Here is a 17,037-nt window from a genome sequence, read left to right on the forward strand (position 1 = left end):
GGCTCCGCATCGAAAGGACACCGACCATGACCGCGCACCCGATCCGCACGGAGGATCCCGCCCGAGGCGCCCGTCTCGGCGGCTGGCTGCTCTCGCTCTCGCTCGGGGGCTACGTGCTCGTCGTCGCCGCATCGGCGGGTGCCTTCGCGGCATCCGGGATCGGCGCCTTCCCGACCGCGACGAGGGCGCAGGTCGACGCCCTCGGCGGCGCGTGGACGACGCTCGCGCTGCTCGTCCTCCTCGCGGCGGCGGTGGGGGGTCTCGGTGTCGTCCTCGTGGCGCGCACCATCGCCGCCGGTTCGCCGCCGGCGCACGCGGTCGCCCGCGCCTGTGTCGTCGTCGCGGCGGTGTCCGTCGCGGTCGGCGTCGTCGACGCCGTCCTGCGCATCGCGGCGGGTGGCTTCGGCGAGGCGACGCTCGGCGAGAACGGACTGTTCCGCACCGCCGAGGTCACGGGCCGCGTCGCCTTCGTCCTGGCGGCCGTCGCCATCGCGCTCGCGGGGTTCGCCCTGCACCGCAGCGGCTGCCGCCGCATCGCCGGGCTGGTGCTGGGTGTCCTCGGTCTGGTCCTCGCGGTGCTCGGGGCGGTCGCGTACGACGTCGTGCCGCCCTTCGCGCTCGCCCTGCTGTGGACGCCCCTCGGAATCGTCTGGCTGACGCGACGGCGCCGACCCTAAGCTGACCCCCATGACGGCCCTCGTCTCCACGGCGGAGCGGCCCGACCCTCGCCGGGCCGCGACCGCGGTGCGCGTCGCGCTGACGACGACGCTCGCGGTCGTCGCCGTCGCCTGCCTGACGACGATCGTGCTGGCACAGGTGCATCGGCCCGCGTCCTCGCCCGTCGACGTCCTCCTGCTCGCCGGCGATCTCATCCCGCTCGTCGTGGCGTTCGTCGCCGCGGGATTCATCGTCGCAGCGCCCGGTCTCACCCCCTTCTCGGCGTACCTCACCGTCGCCCTCGTGCTGTACACGATCGGCGCCACCCGTATCGACGAGATCGCCGTCGAGACGTTCGCCGGTGCCGCGGGCGTCGGGCCCGCCGTCACCGTGCTGTCGTGCTTCGCGTTCCTGCCGTGCGCCTACCTGTTCCCGAACGGACGCCTGGTGCCGGTGTGGAGCGGATGGCTGATCCTCGGATGGGTCGCCGCGGCGGCCCTCGCCCTCGCCTTCCCCTGGGACGCGTACCCGCCTGCGGCGGGAGCGCTGCTGGCGGTCCTCATGCTGCTCCTGGTCGCGAGCCTCGTCGCATCGCAGGTGTGGCGCTACCGCCGCGTCTCGACGCCGGTCGAACGCCAGCAGACGAAATGGGTCCTCGTCGCGCTCGTCGTGCAGGTCGCCGCACTGATCGTCGTCATCGCGCTGCCTCCGGGCACGATCGCCGGGCTGTCGGGACCGGGCGACGTGGCGGTCGTGCTCGGGTCGGCGCTCATCTCGACGGCGCTGTCGGTCTCGATCGCCTTCGCGATGCTCCGCTATCGCTTGTTCGACGTCGACCTCGTGATCGGGCGCGCCGCGGTCTGGGTGGCCCTCACCGTCTTCGTCGCGTCCAGCTACGCCGTCGTCGTCGGGGTGGTCGGACTCGCGTGGCCGGAGGGCACGCCGATCGCGCTGCCGGTCGCGGCCACCGCGGTCGTCGCCGTCGGGGCCGAGCCGGTCCGACGCCTCGTGCAGCGCGCGGTGAACCGACGCCTCTACGGGCTGCGGGACGAGCCCGCGCTCGTGCTGGAGCGCCTCGGGGAGGAGCTGGCGACGAGCATCGAACTGCAGGACACCCTCGATCGGATCGCGCAGACCGTCGCCCGTGCGCTGCGTCTGCCGCGCGTCGACGTCGAGACGATCACCGGCGCGCGTGCCGTCGCGGCGACGGACGGCGCCGTCGCCGACCTCCCGGCACACTATGCGCTCGAGGCGGACGGCGACGCCGTGGGGACGGTCCGGGTGAGCCCACGACGCGGCGAGCGGCTGAGCCCGCGCGACGACCGTCTGATCCGCGGACTGTGCCGACCCGCGGCGCTCGCCGTGCGCGCGGCGCTGCTGACCGCGGAGCTGCGGGCGTCGGCGGCGGCTCTGACGGCGGCCCGCGAGGAGGAGCGCCGGCACCTGCAGCGGGAGCTCCACGACGGAGTGGGACCGACGCTGGCCAGTCTGCAGCAGCGCGTCGCGCTCGCCGAGCGCCTCGTCGAGGCGGATCCCCACCGCGCCCGCGAACTGCTGCGGGGAGCGCGATCCGGTCTCGACGACGCCGTGGATGAGGTGCGCGGGGTCGTCGCGGCGCTGCGCCCGGCGGTGCTCGACCGGCACGGGGTCGCCGCCGGGATCGCGCTCCTCTGGCGCAACGACCCCCGCGTGCGCGTGACGGCGGACTCGGTGCCGCCGCTGGACGCGGCGGTGGCGCTCGCGTCGTATCGCATCGCCACGGAGGCGATCGCGAATGCGCTGCGGCACTCCGCCTGCCGCCGGTGCGACGCCGTCCTCACAGTCGCCGCCGCCACCCTGATCGTCCGGATCGCCGACGACGGGTGCGGCGTCGACCTCGCCGCCGGAGGGGCGGCCGGCAACGGGCTGCGCACCATGAGGGAGCGGGCGACGGAGGTCGGCGGCACCTTCGCCATCCGCTCGTCGGCTGCCGGGACACTGATCGAGGCTCGCCTGCCGCTGTCGCCCGGAAGCGGTGTCGCATGAGGATCCGGGTGCTGCTGGTCGACGACCACCCGTTCTACCGCGACGGCGTGCGCACGATGCTCGGCGAGGAGGACGGCATCGAGATCGTCGGCGAGGCGGGCACGGGCGAGGAGGCGCTGGCATGGTGCGCGCGATCGGGGGCGGACGCCGTGGACGTCGCCGTCATGGACCTCTCGATGCCGGGCGGGGGAGGACTCGCCGCGATACGTCGGTTCGCCGCCGTCGCCCCGGGCGTGCGCACGCTGGTGCTCACGATGCACGACGACGAGACGGTGCTCCAGGCTCTGCGCGCCGGTGCCCGCGGCTACCTCGTGAAGAACGCGGAGATCGACGAGCTGGCGCGTGCGATCCGCGCCGTCGCCGCCGGGGAGGTCATCCTGAGCCCCGCGGTCGCCGGTCACCTGCTCGCCCACGTCGCCGTCGGGCGGCCGGCGACGGTCATCCCCGGGCTCACCGAGCGCGAGCACGAGGTGCTGGCGCTGCTCGCGGACGACCTCGCCCCCGCCGAGATCGCCCGTCGGCTGGGACTGGCCCCGAAGACCGTCCACAACTACGTCGGGAACGTGCTCGCGAAGCTCCACGCCCGTGATCGCGCGGAGGCCGCGGCGCGCGCTCGCGCGGCGGGACTCGGGGAACGCGGGGATCCCGGCTCGCGGTGAGGGGCCCGGGCCGATCCGGCCACCGGAACGGGCGGTCGAGGATCGGACGCCCGCCCCGGCGCCGGTCCTCAGCGGCGGGAGCGCAGCCCGACCACGAGCATCACGAGGGCGACGACCGTGAGCACCAGGCTGACGATCGCCATCGGGATCGCGTCCTTCGGCGCCTCCGGCACGACGAGGAGGGGGATCACGCCGAGCGACGCCAGCCCGCGCGTGATGGCCGCGATCCAGACGGCCCACGCCGCGCGGTGCCAGGCGAACGGCACGGTGGCGAGGGTCAGGAGGGCGAGCGTGCTCGTGAGGAGGACCACTTCGATCGGTGCGTGGCCGATGCCGGCCAGGAGGAGCCCGGCGACGTCGACGACGGCGATGAGGGCGGCGAGCGCGACGCCCGTGCGGAGAACGGTGAGCGAGCGGGAACGGGACGGGTGTGTTGTCGTCATGGATCCAGGATCGCGAGACGGGGCTGCGCCGCCCTCCGTGCCGGCCCGCGGTGCGCTCCGTGTCAGCACGTGCCGACCCGTCTGTCTCGACGACGGCCGCCGGCGCGGTCCGGGGTCACGCCGGCGCGGCATCCAGGTAGGCGAGGATCGCGCGGACCCGTCGATTGCCGTCGGGGGATTCCGGCAGGGCGAGCTTCGTGAAGATCGAGCCGGTGTGGGTCTCGACGGTGCGCTCCGACAGGAACAGCCTGCGGGCGATCGCCGCGTTCGACCACCCCTCGGCCATGAGGGCCAGGACGTCGAGCTCGCGCGCCGTCAGGGCGTCCAGGACGCTGTGCGAGCGTGCCGCGCCCAGAAGTCGTGTGACGACCTCGGGGTCGAGGGCGGTGCCCCCCGCGGCCACACGGTCGAGCGCGGTGAGGAACTCGTCGACGTCGAGGACGCGGTCCTTGAGCAGGTAGCCGATCGCCCCGCCCGCGACGAGCTCGACCGTCCGCCTCGTCTCGATGTGCTGCGACAGCAGGAGCACCGGCGTGGGCGGCTCCCAGCCGCGGATCTCGAGGGCCGCCTCGATCCCCTCGTCGTCCCTCGGCATGCGGATGTCGAGGACGACGATGTCGGGTCGGTGCGCCCTGACCTGCGCGACAGCCGCCGCCCCCGTCGATGCGCGGCCGACGACCTCGTGCCCGGCCTGCGCGAGCAGCGCCCCGAGCCCCTCGCGGAAGAGGGCGGAGTCCTCGCCGATCACGACCCGCACGGCAGCACCGCCTCCAGCGTCGTCCCCGAGCCGGGTGACGAATCGATCGTGACGCGCCCGCCCAGCGCACCGACGCGGTCGGCGAGGCCCGTGAGCCCGCCGGCGGCGGTGCGTGTCGCGCCGCCGACACCGTCGTCCTCGACGCGCACCCGCACGTGACCGGGTCCGGAGCGCACGCTCACCCGCACCACGTCGGCGCCCGCGTGCTTGAGTGCGTTCGCGACGGCCTCGCTCACGACGAAGTAGGCGGTCGTGGCCACGGCGTCCGGAAGCTCGACGTCGTCGACGTGGAGCTCCACCCGCGTCGGCGCGTCCCGCGCCGTCTCGGCGAGGGCGGCGAGGGCCGCGGCGAGCCCGTCGTCGAGTGCGCCGGGCCGGACACCGTGCGCGAGGCGGCGCAGCTCCGCGACCGCGATGCCGAGCTCGGCGACGACGGCGTCCAGACCGTCGGCGACGACGGCATCGGTCGTCGTGGTGCGCTGCAGGACGCGCAGCCGCATGCCCAGGGCGATCAGGCGCTGCTGGGCGCCGTCGTGCAGGTCGCGCTCGATGCGGCGCCGTTCGTCGTAGCCCGCCCGCAGCATCCGCTCGCGCGACGCCTCGATCTCGGCCTTCGCCTCGCTCAGCTCGGCGCGTGTGCGCAGGGCGTCCACGAGGGGGACCGCGGCGCGCACGACGGCGGCCGGGACGTGTGCGACGCGGGCCGGCGACGGGAGGATCGCGCCGATCTCCTCTCCCCGCGCGCGCACCGCGCCGACGGCGCCGTCGGCGCGGGCAGGTGTTCCGTCCAGCCCGACGAGCGCGCCGTCGCCGATCCGGTGGTACGCGACGACGAGGTCCGGATCGCGCAGGGTCTGCCGGAGGACGTCCTGGAGCTCTTCGGGACGGGCCGCGCCGCGGTCGATGCGTCGGGCGAGATCCTCGACGGCGGCGACGCCGCGGGCCCGCTGAGGGTACAGCGCGCGGTCGCACAGCCGGTGGGCCAGCGGGAAGCACGCCGCGGCGGCTGCGCACAGCAGCGACACCGTGCCGAGGGCGACCGCGGGCGGCCAGAGCGACAGGGGGCCGCCGGAGAGGATGCTCGCGACGGAGAGGAGGACGAGGACGGCGACGGCGAGCGACCCCGCGGCGGCGGTCGTGACCGCGAGACGGTCGATGTCCGCCAGGTCGGGCCGGATGATCGCGACGACGACGCCCACCGGGATCGTGACGTACATGGTCACCAGTCCGATGCCGACCAGATCGGGGCCGCCCAGTACGAGGTAGCTCGTCCAGCACAGCAGCAGCGTGACCGGCAGCGTCGCGCCGGCGAGGAGGACCCACCGCAGCCGGAGCCGGTCGGACTCGCTCGCGCGCCGGTAGCGCAGGATGGGGGCGCTCGCGCAGGCGAGGAGGCAGAGCAGGAAGGCGATCAGAGCCGCGAGTGCCGCCGCCTGGAGCGCGTCCGCCGCCGCGGGGAGTGCCCAGGCGGCACCGACGAGCGCGATGAACGCCACCACGATCGCGCTGATCGACCACCCCACGCGTCGCCATCCCGGCGTCGCGGCTCGCCCGTCGGGCATGAGGAGCAGAAGCAGAGCGAAGGGCAGATACAGGAGCATCCAGGTCCCCTGCAGCGGACCGAACCGATCGTCGGCGACCGCGTTCTCGACGAAGCCCGCCGCTCCCGCCGCCGACAGCAGGGCGCCGGCCGGATGCCGCGGTGTGCGCCACGCGAGGGTCAGACCGAGGCCGAGGGGGACGAGCGCGATCAGCGCGATCGGCGCGAGCGCGTCGGCCGGCTTGAGCATGCCGGGTCCCGCGGCGGACAGGCCGAGCGGGATCGCCGCGAACCCGAGCGCGCACAGCGCTGCGGCGACGCGCACGGGCGTCGCTCCGGCGGGCGCACCGGTGCTTCTCATGCACAGAATCTAGAGCCCCCCGCCGGAGTACGCATCCGTGTCAGCACCCACCCGCGCCGCGGGTCCGCCCCGACGCGGCGCAGCCGACGGCGGGCGATGCTCGGAGGACGTCACCCCGAGAGGAGCCCCGATGTCCCCGATGTCCTCCACCCCCGCCCGCACCGTGTCGTCCCGTCCCGGCGCGTCATCCGTCGCCGATCCCACGGTGGGCTTCCGCCGCGTCGCCGCCGCGGTCGCGCTGCCCCTCGGCATCCTGCTGCATCTCGTCTGCAACACGATCTACGCCGTCGTCTCGACGGAGAGCGGGCTCTCCGACACGGGCCCGGCGAGCGAGACCCTCGCCTTCTTCGGCCGATACCCGGACGCCATCGCCGCGTGCTCGATCCTCGTGATCGCCGCCGGGCTCGCCCTGGTCGCGGGCCTTCCCGCCGCGCTGCGCGTGCTGCGCCCGTGGGCGCCTCGCCTCGCGCTGTGGGCCGTCGTCCCGATGGTGGCGGGATACGTCTGCTACGCCGCCGTCGCCGCGACGAACTTCGGCGCGCTCGGAATCGTGGCCGCGGGCGGCGGCCCGTCCGACCCCTGGGCGGTGGCCGCGCTCGAGGCCTCGTCCTCTCCGCTGCTCCTCCCACTGTTCGCCCTCTTCGTCGTCGGCAACCTGGCGGGCACCCTCCTGCTGGGCCTCGCGGCGATCTTCGCCTCGCGCCGCGCCGGGGCGGAGGTCCCGTGGTGGGCGGGGGCGCTGATCATGGCCTGGCCCGTCGGTCACGCGCTCAACGTGTTCGCGGGGCTGGGGGAGTGGTTCGCCGTCGCGGGCGGGGCTCTGGAGCTGGTCGGCCTGTCGGTGCTCGCGCTGCGCGCCCTGGCCACGAGCGACGCCGACTGGGTGTTGCGGGGGTGATCCCGCGCCGTTCGCCGATCGTTCACCGGAACGAGCGCCGGGGTGTCAGGCTGGGGGGATGGCACCCCGCTCCACCGTCCCGGCCGACGTCACGGCCGACATCCGCCGTCTGCTCGCCGACGCCGGCATCGAGCATGACGCCGACCTCGTGGCGCGGATCCTCGCCACCGGGGTCGGTCTCGGCCTCGACGACAGCGATCGGCTCGATCTCAAGATCACCTCCGCCGCCCTCACCGAGATGCACGCCGCCTTCGGCCTCTTCGCCCCCTACCGCGGGGTGCCGAAGGTCACGGTGTTCGGCTCGGCGCGGACGAGACCGGACTCCGAGCTCTACCGGCTCACGGTGGAGCTCACCGCGGCTCTCGCCGGTCGGGGCTGGATGACGGTGACCGGTGCCGGGCCGGGCATCATGCAGGCCGCCGCCGAGGGCGCGGGGCCCGAGCACTCGCTCGGCGTCTCCATCCGCCTGCCCTTCGAAGAGAAGCCCAACGCGGTGATCTCCGCCCACGCCCGGAACGTCGTCATGAAGTACTTCTTCACCCGGAAGCTCATGCTCGTGAAGGAATCCAGCGGATTCGTGTGCATGCCCGGCGGGTTCGGCACCCTCGACGAGATGTTCGAGCTGCTGACGCTGCAGCAGACCGGGAAGGCAGTTCCGACCCCGATCGTGCTCCTCGACCGCCCCGGCGGCGGATTCTGGCAGGGGCTGCGACGCTTCGCCGACGACCACCTGATCCCCGAGGGCGTGATCTCGCCGGACGACCTGGATCGGGTGCTCATCACCGACTCGGTCGACGAGGCGGTCGAGGAGGTGACGGGGTTCTACCGCAACTTCGTCTCCCTGCGATGGGTGCGTCAGCGTCTCGTGCTGCGGTTGCGCGTCGCGCCCACCGACGCCGAGCTGGCCGACCTCAACGCCCGCTTCGGTGCGGTGCTCGCCTCGGGCGAGATCCAGCGCCGGGGACCCTTGAAGGCGGAGGTCGAGGACGACGACGCCCTCGACCTCCCGCGGCTCGTGATGCGCTACGACCCCTTCCGGGTCGGAGAGCTGTTCCATCTCATCCGTGCGGTCAACGCTCTGGCGAGTGCTCCCGCCGCGGCGCGACCGGCCTGACGGGCGACGTCGGCACGGCGATCGGAACGATCAGCAGACGATCCTGCCGTGGTTCATGATGTCGTCGTCGGGGGTGTCCCTCGTGACGAGGGACTTCAGCATGCCCGCGGCCATCGCGAGCTTGCCCTTCGCCGGCTCCCAGAACTCCGTCAGTGACGGCGTGACGCGCAGCAGGACGATGCCGGGGGTGTCGAGCCCGTCCTCGAACCAGATGTCGAGCGACGGAGAGTAGAGCTCCTCCATCTTCGCCCGGTCGTGCTCGATGCTCGCCCGTCCGGCGACGGACACGTACCGCATGCCCTTGGCGTCGCAGTACGAGAGGCCCACATCGCGGTGGCTGCGCGCCTCATCGACCTTCTCGGTGTCTTCGGAGGTGAAGAACCAGATGTCGCCCGCGTCGTCCATCTGCCGCGTCGACATCGGGCGGGACACGAGGTGCCCCTCCTCGTCGACGGTGGTGAGCATCGTGAAGTCGATGTCTTCGACGAGCTCCTTCACGCGGGCGAGGGCGTCGGTTCCGGTGATCTCAGTCATGAGCCGAGGATGCCCCGTCGGCGCGGACGCGCCCAGGGGGTTGACAGCGGGCGTCCCGCGGCGCCGGACGCCGCGACGGAGGTCAGAGCCGGGCGAAGCGTGCGCGGAAGAAGAGGAACACCCCGTACGCCACGAATCCCGCGCCGACGACGCCGACGAGCAGGGGGCCGAGCGCCACCGCGCGCAGCGAGTCGAAGGCGTCGTCGAGACCGCCCGCCTGTGCGGGATCGGCGCGCACCGCCGCGACGAGCAGGAGGCTCCCGACGACCGCCAGGGCGACCCCCTTCGCGGCGTAGCCCACGACGCCGAGACCCGTGACGAAGCGGCCGAGCCCGTTCGCGGGGATCGACATCGACCGCACGAACGAACGGCGCACGCCCATGACGACGAACGCCACGCCGCCGATGGCGATCCCGAGGCCCACGAGCGCGAGCACGAGGCCTCCGCCCGGGAGGGACAGGGCGCCTCGGCTCGCACCTTCGGCGGCCCGGTTCCCGTTCGGCCGGGCTCCCACCGCGACCGACGCGGCGAGCACGCCCATCGCGGCGAAGACCACGCTCTGCCCCCACGCCGAGATGCGTCGCCCCCAGGCCTTCACGGCGGAGCGGGCACCCTGCGGTGAGCGCACGAGGATCCCGGACAGCAGCTGGTAGAGCGCCAGGCCGGCGAGGAGGACCGCGATCGCCCACAGCACGACGAGTCCCAGGGGCGCCCCCGCGATCGCGCGCAGCGCGCCGGCCTGATCGGCGTCGCCGCGCCCGCCGAACGCGAGCGTCACGACGAGGGCGCCGACGAGCGTGTGGACCAGTCCGTCCGCCGCGTAGCCTCCCCGCGCGAGGAGGCGCACGAGGGAGCTCGACTCCACCTGCCGCGCGGCCGACGCCTGCGTCACGCTCAGGGCTCTCGGTCGGCCCCGCCGGCGATCCACGCGGGGCCGAGCGGGACGACGTGACGGCCCATCGTGCGCCAGAAGAACTTCTCCACGAGCATGTAGGTCGCCAGGGCCGACGCGGCGAGCAGGAACCACGCTCCGACCACTCCGAGCGCGTCCGCTCCGGCGAAGCTCCCCGCCGACTCCAGTGCCAGCCCGAGGCTCACGCACGCGAGGGTCAGGGGCAGCACCGTGTTGTGCGTCGCCCCCGCGAAGACGAAGGCGAAGGCGAGGATCGCGAAGATCATCGAGAAGAGCGGGCGCGCGGGACCGGACACCTCGAAGAAGCCGAGCTCGCCGCCGAGGAGGAACCCGGGCATGCAGATCCAGTACCAGCCGAACGCGTTGTAGACGATGAAGTGGAAGTCGTCGCCGATGAAGTACGAGAGCATCCCCGCGGTCACCTGCACGATGCCGCCGAACACGGCGCCCACCCAGAACACGGCGCTCTCGTTCTGTACGCCCAGGTGCGCCAGCTGTGCCGTCATCGTCGCGATGACGAAGCCGAGCAGTCCGATCAGGCCGGGGTCGGCGGTCGTGGGGGCGGAGCCGCGAGGGGTGCGCATGCGCTCACGATACCCAGCCGGACGCCGTCGCAGACATCCGTTCTCCGGAGATAATCACGGACGCGTCCGGTAAAGTCGTGAGGATGGTGCGGCGGCATCCGCGCACCGAGAGCTGAATAGGGAGGAAACCGTGGACATCGATCTGGGACTGCTGCGGACGGTCGAGCGTGAGAAGGAGATCCCCTTCGACGAACTCGTCCGCATCATCGAGCAGGCCATCCTCACCGCCTACGCCAAGCACACCTCGCCCGACGGCGAGCTGCCCGAGGGCACGCGCGCCGTCCTCGACCGCAAGACCGGTCACGTCGCGGTCTTCGTGCCGCTTCTCGACGAGGAGGGCGCCGTCATCGGCGAGGAGGAGTCCACCCCCGAGGACTTCGGCCGCATCGCCGCCTTCGCGGCGAAGCAGGTCATCAGCCAGCGGCTGCGCGACATCGCGGACGACGCGATCCTCGGCGAGTTCCGCGGCAAGGAGGGCGACATCGTCGCGGGGGTCATCCAGCAGGGCCCGAACCCGCGCATGGTGCACGTCGACCTCGGCAGCGTCGAGGCGATCCTGCCGCCCGAGGAGCAGGTCGCGGGCGAGGAGTACCCGCACGGCGCTCGCCTGCGCGTCTACGTGACCTCGGTGTCCAAGGGCACGAAGGGCCCGCAGATCACCGTCTCGCGCACGCACCCCGGACTCGTGCGCAAGCTGTTCGCCCTCGAGGTGCCCGAGATCGCGTCCGGTCTCGTGGAGATCACCTCGCTCGCCCGCGAGGCCGGGCATCGCACGAAGATCGCCGTCACGGCGAAGGATCCGGCCATCAACGCCAAGGGCGCCTGCATCGGTGAGCTCGGCCGCCGCGTGCGCGCGGTCACGGAGGAGCTCGGCGGCGAGAAGATCGACATCGTCGACTACGACGCGGAGCTGGCGAAGTTCGTCGCGAACGCCCTCTCGCCCGCCAAGGTCACCTCGAGCTTCGTGCTGGACGCGAACACGAAGGCCGTCCGCGCGCTCGTCCCCGACTACCAGCTGTCGCTCGCGATCGGCAAGGAGGGCCAGAACGCACGGCTCGCCGCCAAGCTGACGGGCGCCAAGATCGACATTCAGCCGGACTCGATTCTCGAGGACGCCTGACGGGGGTAGGATGGAACCCGTTCGAACGTGCGTGGGATGCCGCGTGCGCGCCCCCCGGTCCGCCCTCCTGAGAGTCGCGGAGCGGGACGGAGTCCTCGTCGCCGACGAGAAGGCCGTGCTTCCGGGGCGGGGCGCATGGGTGCATGACACGGATGCGTGCGTGGACCTCGCCATCCGGCGACGCGCCTTCGGACGAGCATTGCGTGTGTCGGGCCCGCTCGACACGCAGACCTTTCACGATACCCACCAGCGAAAAGGCTGAACGGCTATGGACACGAAGTGAACGGCTCGAAATGAGACCCGTCCGCAAGTAACGGTCTGCCCTGTCCGGGTAGGCCCCCAGACAGGAGAATTGTGGCAAACCCACGCGTGCACGAAATCGCTTCCGAGATCGGCGTCGACAGCAAAGTCGCCCTCGCGAAGCTGAAGGAACTCGGCGAATACGTCAAGAGCCCCTCGTCGACCATCGCGCCCCCCGTGGCGCGGAAGCTCCGTGCGGCCCTCGAGGCCGACGGAGCCGCCTCCGGTGGAGCCCCGTCCGCCGGCTCGGCGACGCCCAGCGCCCCCGCGGCGCGTCCCGCGGCACGACCCGCGGGCGGTGCCCGGCCCGGACCGGCGCGACCGTCGGCTCCCGCCGCACCGGCGGCGCCGACCCCCTCGGCCTCCGCCGCGCCGGCGGCGTCCTCGACCGCGGCTCCGGCCGCCTCGGCCCCCACCCCGGGCGGCCCCAAGCCCGGACCGGCGACCCCGTCGGCTCCCGCGGCTCCCGCGACCCCCGCCGCCGAGTCCGCGGCGCCCGCGGCGTCCGCGCAGCGTGATGGCGGCGCCCCGACGCCCGGAGCGCCCACACCGGCCGCGCCGCGCCCCGGCGGCGCCCCGCGCCCGGGCAACAACCCGTTCGCCTCGGCGCAGGGCATGGGCCAGCGTCCCGCCGGACCGCGCCCGGGCAACAACCCGTTCGCCTCGGCGCAGGGCATGGGGCAGCGGCCCACCCCGGGCAACATCCCGCGTCCGCAGGCTCCGCGCCCCGGCGCACCCCGTCCCGGAGCCCCGCGCCCCGGCGGCGCGGGTCGTCCCGGCGGCGCCGGTCGTCCCGGCGCTCCCTTCCAGCAGCGGCCCGGCGGTCCCGGCCGTCCCGGCGGTGCCGGCGGCTTCCAGCGTCCGGGTGCGCCCGGCGGTGCTCCGGGCGGATTCGCCGGTCGCCCCGGTGGCGGCGGCGGACGCGGCCGTGGCCCCGGCGGCGGCACCGCGGGTGCCTTCGGCAAGGGCGGCGGCAAGAGCAAGCAGCGCAAGTCGCGTCGGGCGAAGCGGCAAGAGTTCGAGATGCGGGATGCCCCGGTCGTCGGCGGCGTCAACGTCCAGAAGGGCAACGGCGAGATCATCCGCCTGCGGCGCGGCGCGTCGATCGCGGACTTCGCCGACAAGCTCGAGGCGATCCGCGGCTACACCGTGCAGCCCGGCACGCTCGTGACGATCCTCTTCAACCTCGGCGAGATGGCCACGGCCACCGAGTCGCTCGACGAGGCGACCTTCGAGGTCCTCGGCGCGGAGCTCGGCTACAAGATCCAGATGGTCTCGCCCGAGGACGAGGACAAGGAGCTCCTCGAGGGCTTCGGTCTCGACCTCGAGGCGGAGCTGGAGGCCGAGAGCGAGGACGACCTCGAGATCCGTCCGCCCGTCGTCACCGTCATGGGTCACGTCGACCACGGAAAGACGCGACTTCTGGATGCCATCCGGCAGACCAACGTCGTCGCGGGCGAGGCCGGCGGCATCACCCAGCACATCGGTGCCTACCAGGTGTGGACCGAGCACGACGGCATCGAGCGCGCCATCACCTTCATCGACACCCCCGGCCACGAGGCGTTCACCGCCATGCGTGCCCGCGGTGCGCAGGTCACGGACATCGCGATCCTCGTGGTCGCGGCGGACGACGGCATCATGCCGCAGACGGTGGAAGCGCTCAACCACGCCCAGGCGGCGAACGTGCCGATCGTGGTCGCGGTGAACAAGGTCGACAAGCCCGAGGCGAACCCCGCCAAGGTGCGTCAGCAGCTGACCGAGTACGGCCTCGTCGCCGAGGAGTACGGCGGCGACGTCATGTTCGTCGACGTCTCCGCGCGTCAGAACATCGGCATCCAGGACCTCCTGGACGCGGTGCTGCTGACCGCCGACGCCGGTCTCGACCTCACGGCCAACCCGAACAAGGCCGCGCGCGGTGTCGCCATCGAGGCGAAGCTCGACAAGGGCCGCGGTTCGGTCGCGACCGTCCTCATCCAGTCCGGAACGCTCCGCGTCGGCGACGCGATCGTCGCGGGTACGGCCTACGGCCGCGTCCGCGCCATGATCGACGAGAACGGCGACGCCGTCGACGAGGCCTTCCCGTCGCGTCCGGTCCAGGTGCAGGGTCTGAACTCCGTGCCCCGCGCCGGTGACACCTTCATCGTCACCGACGAGGACCGGATGGCCCGTCAGATCGCCGAGAAGCGCGAGGCCGCCGAGCGCAACGCGCAGCTGGCCAAGGCCCGCAAGCGCATCTCGCTCGAGGACTTCACCCGTGCGCTCGAAGAGGGCAAGGTCGAGTCGCTCAACCTCATCATCAAGGGCGACGTCTCCGGTGCCGTCGAGGCGCTCGAGGAGTCGCTGCTGAAGATCGAGGTCGACGACTCGGTGCAGCTGCGGATCATCCACCGCGGCGTCGGTGCGATCACCGAGTCCGACATCAACCTGGCCACGATCGACAACGCGATCGTGATCGGCTTCAACGTCCGTCCCGACACGAAGGCCCGCGAGCGCGCGGCCCGCGAGGGTGTGGACGTCCGGTTCTACTCGGTCATCTACAACGCGATCGACGATGTCGAGCAGTCGCTCAAGGGCCTGCTCAAGCCGGAGTACGAAGAGGTCCAGTCGGGTGTCGCCGAGATCCGCGAGGTGTTCCGCTCCTCGAAGTTCGGCAACATCGCCGGTGTCATCGTCCGCTCGGGCACGATCACGCGCAACGCCAAGGCGCGCGTCATCCGCGACGGGGTCGTCCTCGCCGACGGCCTGCAGATCGAGTCGCTGCGCCGCTTCAAGGACGACGTCACCGAGGTGCGTACGGACTTCGAGGCCGGTATCGGTCTCGGCAAGTACAACGACATCCAGGTCGGCGACGAGATCGAGACGACCGAGATGGTGGAGAAGCCGCGCGGCTGATCCCTGTACGTCGACTGCGGCTACGGCTGCGCCGACCGTGCCGCGGAGGCAAGAGTGGGGCCCCCGCCCCAATTGCCTCCGCGGCACGGTCGGCTCCGCCTCCACCGCGCTCGGCCCCTGAACCACCCGCTCGAATGAAGTGAGGGAAAGAGAAGATGTCGAACGAACGACAGGCGAGACTCGCCGATCGGATCCGCGTGCTCGTCGCGGAGCGCCTCGAGAAGGGGCTGCGCGACCCGCGCCTCGGATTCGTCACGATCACGGACGTCCGGGTGACCGGCGACCTCCAGCACGCCTCGGTCTTCTACACCGTCTACGGGGACGACCAGGCGCGCGAGGACACCGCGGCGGCGCTCAAGGCGGCGACCGGCATGCTCCGCAGCGAGGTCGGCAAGCAGCTCGGCGTCCGGCTCACGCCCTCGCTCGAGTTCATCCCGGACGCCCTCCCCGAGAATGCCGGGCACATCGCCGACCTGCTGCGCGAGGCGCAGGAGCGGGACGCCGCCGTCGCCGGCCTCGCCGCGGGCGCGGCCTTCGCCGGGGACGCCGATCCGTACCTCAAGCCCCGCGAGGACTCCGCGGAGGACTGAGCTCAGCCCCGCAGCGTCCGGGCCCAGTCGCGCGCGCGGTCGATCTCGCCGTCCTTGAGCGGGCCCTGCTGCCCGGCGACGAGGAAGGCGGCGATCGCGTCCGTGGGCACGCCGCGACGCGACAGCAGCCGCTTGGCCGCTTTCGCCGCCGAGCCCGAAAGCGGGCTCGTGTGCGTCGTGAACAGGGCGATGCGCGGGGGAGGGCCGACGGCCACCGTGCGCAGCCAGTCGGCGATGCCGCCGACCCCGTCCGCGCCCCCCGCCGCACGCGCCGCCGCGCGGGACACGGTGGACGAGAGCGTGAGCCCGTGGGTCGGTCCGCCGGCGACCAGCAGGTCGACGTCGGCGTCGAGGAGGTCGGGGGCGGACGCGACCGGGACGGCGTGGGTGCCCAGCTCCTCGGCGATGGCGGCGGCGATGCGCTCACCGTTCCCGTAGTGCGATTCGTAGACGACGAGGGCGGTCATGGGCCGCACGTTACCCGGCGTCGCGCATCCGCGCGGGGGTGCGCGCCGGAACAACCCGGTTCGCGGACGTCCCCCGTGCGGATGTCCTCCCCGAGGGGGAGGCGTCGCGAGTGGCCGGTGGATAGCGTCGATGACATGAGACCCGTCACCTCCGTGGATTGGCCCGCCGTCATCGTCTTCGCCGTCGCCTCGGTCGCGCTGAGCTGGCTCGTCGCCCTGCCGCTCTGGCTGCGCGGCCAAGGACTGACGGACCCGCTGCTCGCCCCGACCGCGGCGGGAATGATGTTCACGCCCGCCCTGGCGACCGTGGCTGCGCTCCTCGTGCAGCGGCGGACCCAGGGACGGCGCGGGGCGCGCGCGGTGCTGCGCGAGCTCGGCATGTGGCCCCTGCGTCCCGCCGGCCGCACCGTCGGGATGACGGCGGCGATGATCGTCGCCGCGCCGCTGCTGATCTTCCTCGGCATCGCCGTGCTCGCCCTCACCGGGCTCATCACGCTCGACCTCGTGGAGTTCTCCGGGTTCGCTGCGGCGATCCGGGAGAGCGTGCCCGCGAGCACCCCGCTGCCGCCCGCGGGCTTCCTCGTCACGATGCAGCTGGTCCTGATCCCGGTCGGCGCGCTCATCAACATCCCGTTCGCGTTCGGGGAGGAGCTGGGCTGGCGGGGCTGGCTCGTCCCCGCCCTGCGTCCGCTCGGCGTGTGGCCGGCGCTGGTGATCTCCGGCGCGTTCTGGGGGTTCTGGCACGCACCGCTCATCCTGCTCGGGTACAACTTCGCCGAGCCCAACCCGCTCGGTGTGCTCCTGATGATGGTCGCCTGCGTCTTCTTCGGCATCCTCCTGGGGTGGACGCGGCTGCGCACGGGGTCCGTCTGGCCCGCGGTCCTCGCGCACGGGGCGTTCAACGCCGCCGCCGGCGCCATCGGTCTCGTGATCGCCGCCGACTCGCCGTTCCCGTCGCTGACGGTCGCCGGCCCGCTGGGCATGGTGATGTGGGGCGTGTTCGTCGCGGTGATCCTGGTCCTCTGGGGCGCCGGTCAGTTCCGCCCCGACCGCGTCGCCGCCTCGCTCGGCCCCGACCCCGTCCGCCGCGCTCCCGCGCCCCAGCCTTCCGCGCCCCAGCCTTCCGCGCCTTCCGTCGATCCGTCCTGACGGCTCACGGTCTCGCGGGTCAGGGGGCGGGTCA

Annotated in this window: 17 protein-coding genes; 10 read left to right on the plus strand and 7 right to left on the minus strand. The window is 73.1% G+C overall.

The genetic code is table 11. The annotated features are described in order from the left end of the window. Positions 1-26 precede the first annotated feature (26 nt). The 3 genes from WFI00_RS08330 to WFI00_RS08340 are packed head-to-tail and all read left to right on the plus strand — an operon-like array spanning position 27 to position 3,341. Positions 27-677 (plus strand): hypothetical protein, encoded by a 651-nt coding sequence (locus WFI00_RS08330; protein WP_336631717.1) that lies wholly within the window; start codon positions 27-29, stop codon positions 675-677. A gap of 10 nt (positions 678-687) precedes the next feature. Next, positions 688-2,682, plus strand: a complete 1,995-nt coding sequence (locus tag WFI00_RS08335) for a sensor histidine kinase (RefSeq protein ID WP_336631716.1) — start codon at positions 688-690, stop codon at positions 2,680-2,682. Next, a complete protein-coding gene (locus WFI00_RS08340) occupies positions 2,679-3,341 on the plus strand; it encodes a response regulator transcription factor (RefSeq protein WP_336631715.1) in 663 nt (220 codons plus the stop codon). The genes WFI00_RS08335 and WFI00_RS08340 overlap by 4 nt, the downstream gene beginning before the upstream one ends. A gap of 68 nt (positions 3,342-3,409) precedes the next feature. Here the strand turns inward: WFI00_RS08340 and WFI00_RS08345 are convergent, their stop codons facing one another. The 3 genes from WFI00_RS08345 to WFI00_RS08355 all read right to left on the minus strand — a co-directional run bounded on the left by WFI00_RS08345 (position 3,410) and on the right by WFI00_RS08355 (position 6,442). Then, on the minus strand, positions 3,410-3,784 hold the full coding sequence (locus WFI00_RS08345) for a hypothetical protein (RefSeq protein WP_336631714.1): 375 nt from the start codon (positions 3,782-3,784) through the stop codon (positions 3,410-3,412). Between the two features lie 115 nt (positions 3,785-3,899). Then, positions 3,900-4,541: a response regulator transcription factor gene (locus tag WFI00_RS08350; protein ID WP_336631713.1), complete on the minus strand. Its 642-nt coding sequence runs from the start codon at positions 4,539-4,541 to the stop codon at positions 3,900-3,902. Beyond that, on the minus strand, positions 4,529-6,442 hold the full coding sequence (locus WFI00_RS08355) for a sensor histidine kinase (RefSeq protein WP_336631712.1): 1,914 nt from the start codon (positions 6,440-6,442) through the stop codon (positions 4,529-4,531). Before WFI00_RS08355 ends, WFI00_RS08350 begins: the two co-directional genes overlap by 13 nt. 130 nt (positions 6,443-6,572) lie before the next feature. On the opposite strand from WFI00_RS08355, the gene WFI00_RS08360 reads away from it, so the two are divergent. Both WFI00_RS08360 and WFI00_RS08365 read left to right on the plus strand, forming a co-directional pair. Beyond that, a complete protein-coding gene (locus tag WFI00_RS08360; protein ID WP_336631711.1) occupies positions 6,573-7,340 on the plus strand; it encodes a hypothetical protein in 768 nt (255 codons plus the stop codon). A gap of 58 nt (positions 7,341-7,398) precedes the next feature. Beyond that, complete coding sequence (locus WFI00_RS08365; RefSeq protein ID WP_336631710.1) at positions 7,399-8,454, plus strand: TIGR00730 family Rossman fold protein; 1,056 nt, start codon at positions 7,399-7,401, stop codon at positions 8,452-8,454. A 30-nt stretch (positions 8,455-8,484) separates the two neighbouring features. On the opposite strand, the gene WFI00_RS08370 is transcribed toward WFI00_RS08365, so the two are convergent. The 3 genes from WFI00_RS08370 to WFI00_RS08380 form a co-directional block, all read right to left on the minus strand. Beyond that, positions 8,485-8,988, minus strand: coding sequence for a pyridoxamine 5'-phosphate oxidase family protein (locus WFI00_RS08370; RefSeq protein ID WP_336631709.1), 504 nt, complete (start codon positions 8,986-8,988; stop codon positions 8,485-8,487). Between the two features lie 82 nt (positions 8,989-9,070). Next, the gene (locus tag WFI00_RS08375) at positions 9,071-9,880 is read right to left on the minus strand and encodes a DUF1206 domain-containing protein (protein WP_336631708.1); all 810 of its coding nucleotides are present in this window, start codon (positions 9,878-9,880) and stop codon (positions 9,071-9,073) included. A 2-nt stretch (positions 9,881-9,882) separates the two neighbouring features. Further along, a complete protein-coding gene (locus tag WFI00_RS08380) occupies positions 9,883-10,485 on the minus strand; it encodes an acetate uptake transporter family protein (protein ID WP_336631707.1) in 603 nt (200 codons plus the stop codon). 130 nt (positions 10,486-10,615) lie between these two features. On the opposite strand from WFI00_RS08380, the gene nusA reads away from it, so the two are divergent. The 4 genes from nusA (at position 10,616) to rbfA (ending at position 15,387) form a co-directional block, all read left to right on the plus strand. Beyond that, positions 10,616-11,605, plus strand: coding sequence for a transcription termination factor NusA (nusA, locus tag WFI00_RS08385; protein ID WP_336631706.1), 990 nt, complete (start codon positions 10,616-10,618; stop codon positions 11,603-11,605). A 10-nt stretch (positions 11,606-11,615) separates the two neighbouring features. Beyond that, on the plus strand, positions 11,616-11,867 hold the full coding sequence (locus WFI00_RS08390; RefSeq protein WP_336631705.1) for a YlxR family protein: 252 nt from the start codon (positions 11,616-11,618) through the stop codon (positions 11,865-11,867). A gap of 92 nt (positions 11,868-11,959) precedes the next feature. Beyond that, the gene (gene infB, locus WFI00_RS08395) at positions 11,960-14,797 is read left to right on the plus strand and encodes a translation initiation factor IF-2 (RefSeq protein WP_336631704.1); all 2,838 of its coding nucleotides are present in this window, start codon (positions 11,960-11,962) and stop codon (positions 14,795-14,797) included. 155 nt (positions 14,798-14,952) lie between these two features. Then, positions 14,953-15,387 (plus strand): 30S ribosome-binding factor RbfA, encoded by a 435-nt coding sequence (gene rbfA, locus WFI00_RS08400; RefSeq protein WP_336631703.1) that lies wholly within the window; start codon positions 14,953-14,955, stop codon positions 15,385-15,387. A 2-nt stretch (positions 15,388-15,389) separates the two neighbouring features. Here the strand turns inward: rbfA and WFI00_RS08405 are convergent, their stop codons facing one another. Further along, positions 15,390-15,854 carry a flavodoxin family protein gene (locus WFI00_RS08405; RefSeq protein ID WP_336631702.1) on the minus strand — a complete coding sequence of 155 codons (465 nt, stop codon included), beginning with the start codon at positions 15,852-15,854 and terminating at the stop codon, positions 15,390-15,392. A 135-nt stretch (positions 15,855-15,989) separates the two neighbouring features. Here WFI00_RS08405 and WFI00_RS08410 point away from each other — a divergent pair, with 135 nt between their 5' ends. Then, positions 15,990-17,003, plus strand: coding sequence for a CPBP family intramembrane glutamic endopeptidase (locus WFI00_RS08410; RefSeq protein WP_336631701.1), 1,014 nt, complete (start codon positions 15,990-15,992; stop codon positions 17,001-17,003). The last annotated feature ends 34 nt before the right edge of the window (positions 17,004-17,037 follow it).

This window comes from Microbacterium sp. MMO-56, from assembly GCF_037146215.1.
Lineage (GTDB): Bacteria > Actinomycetota > Actinomycetes > Actinomycetales > Microbacteriaceae > Microbacterium.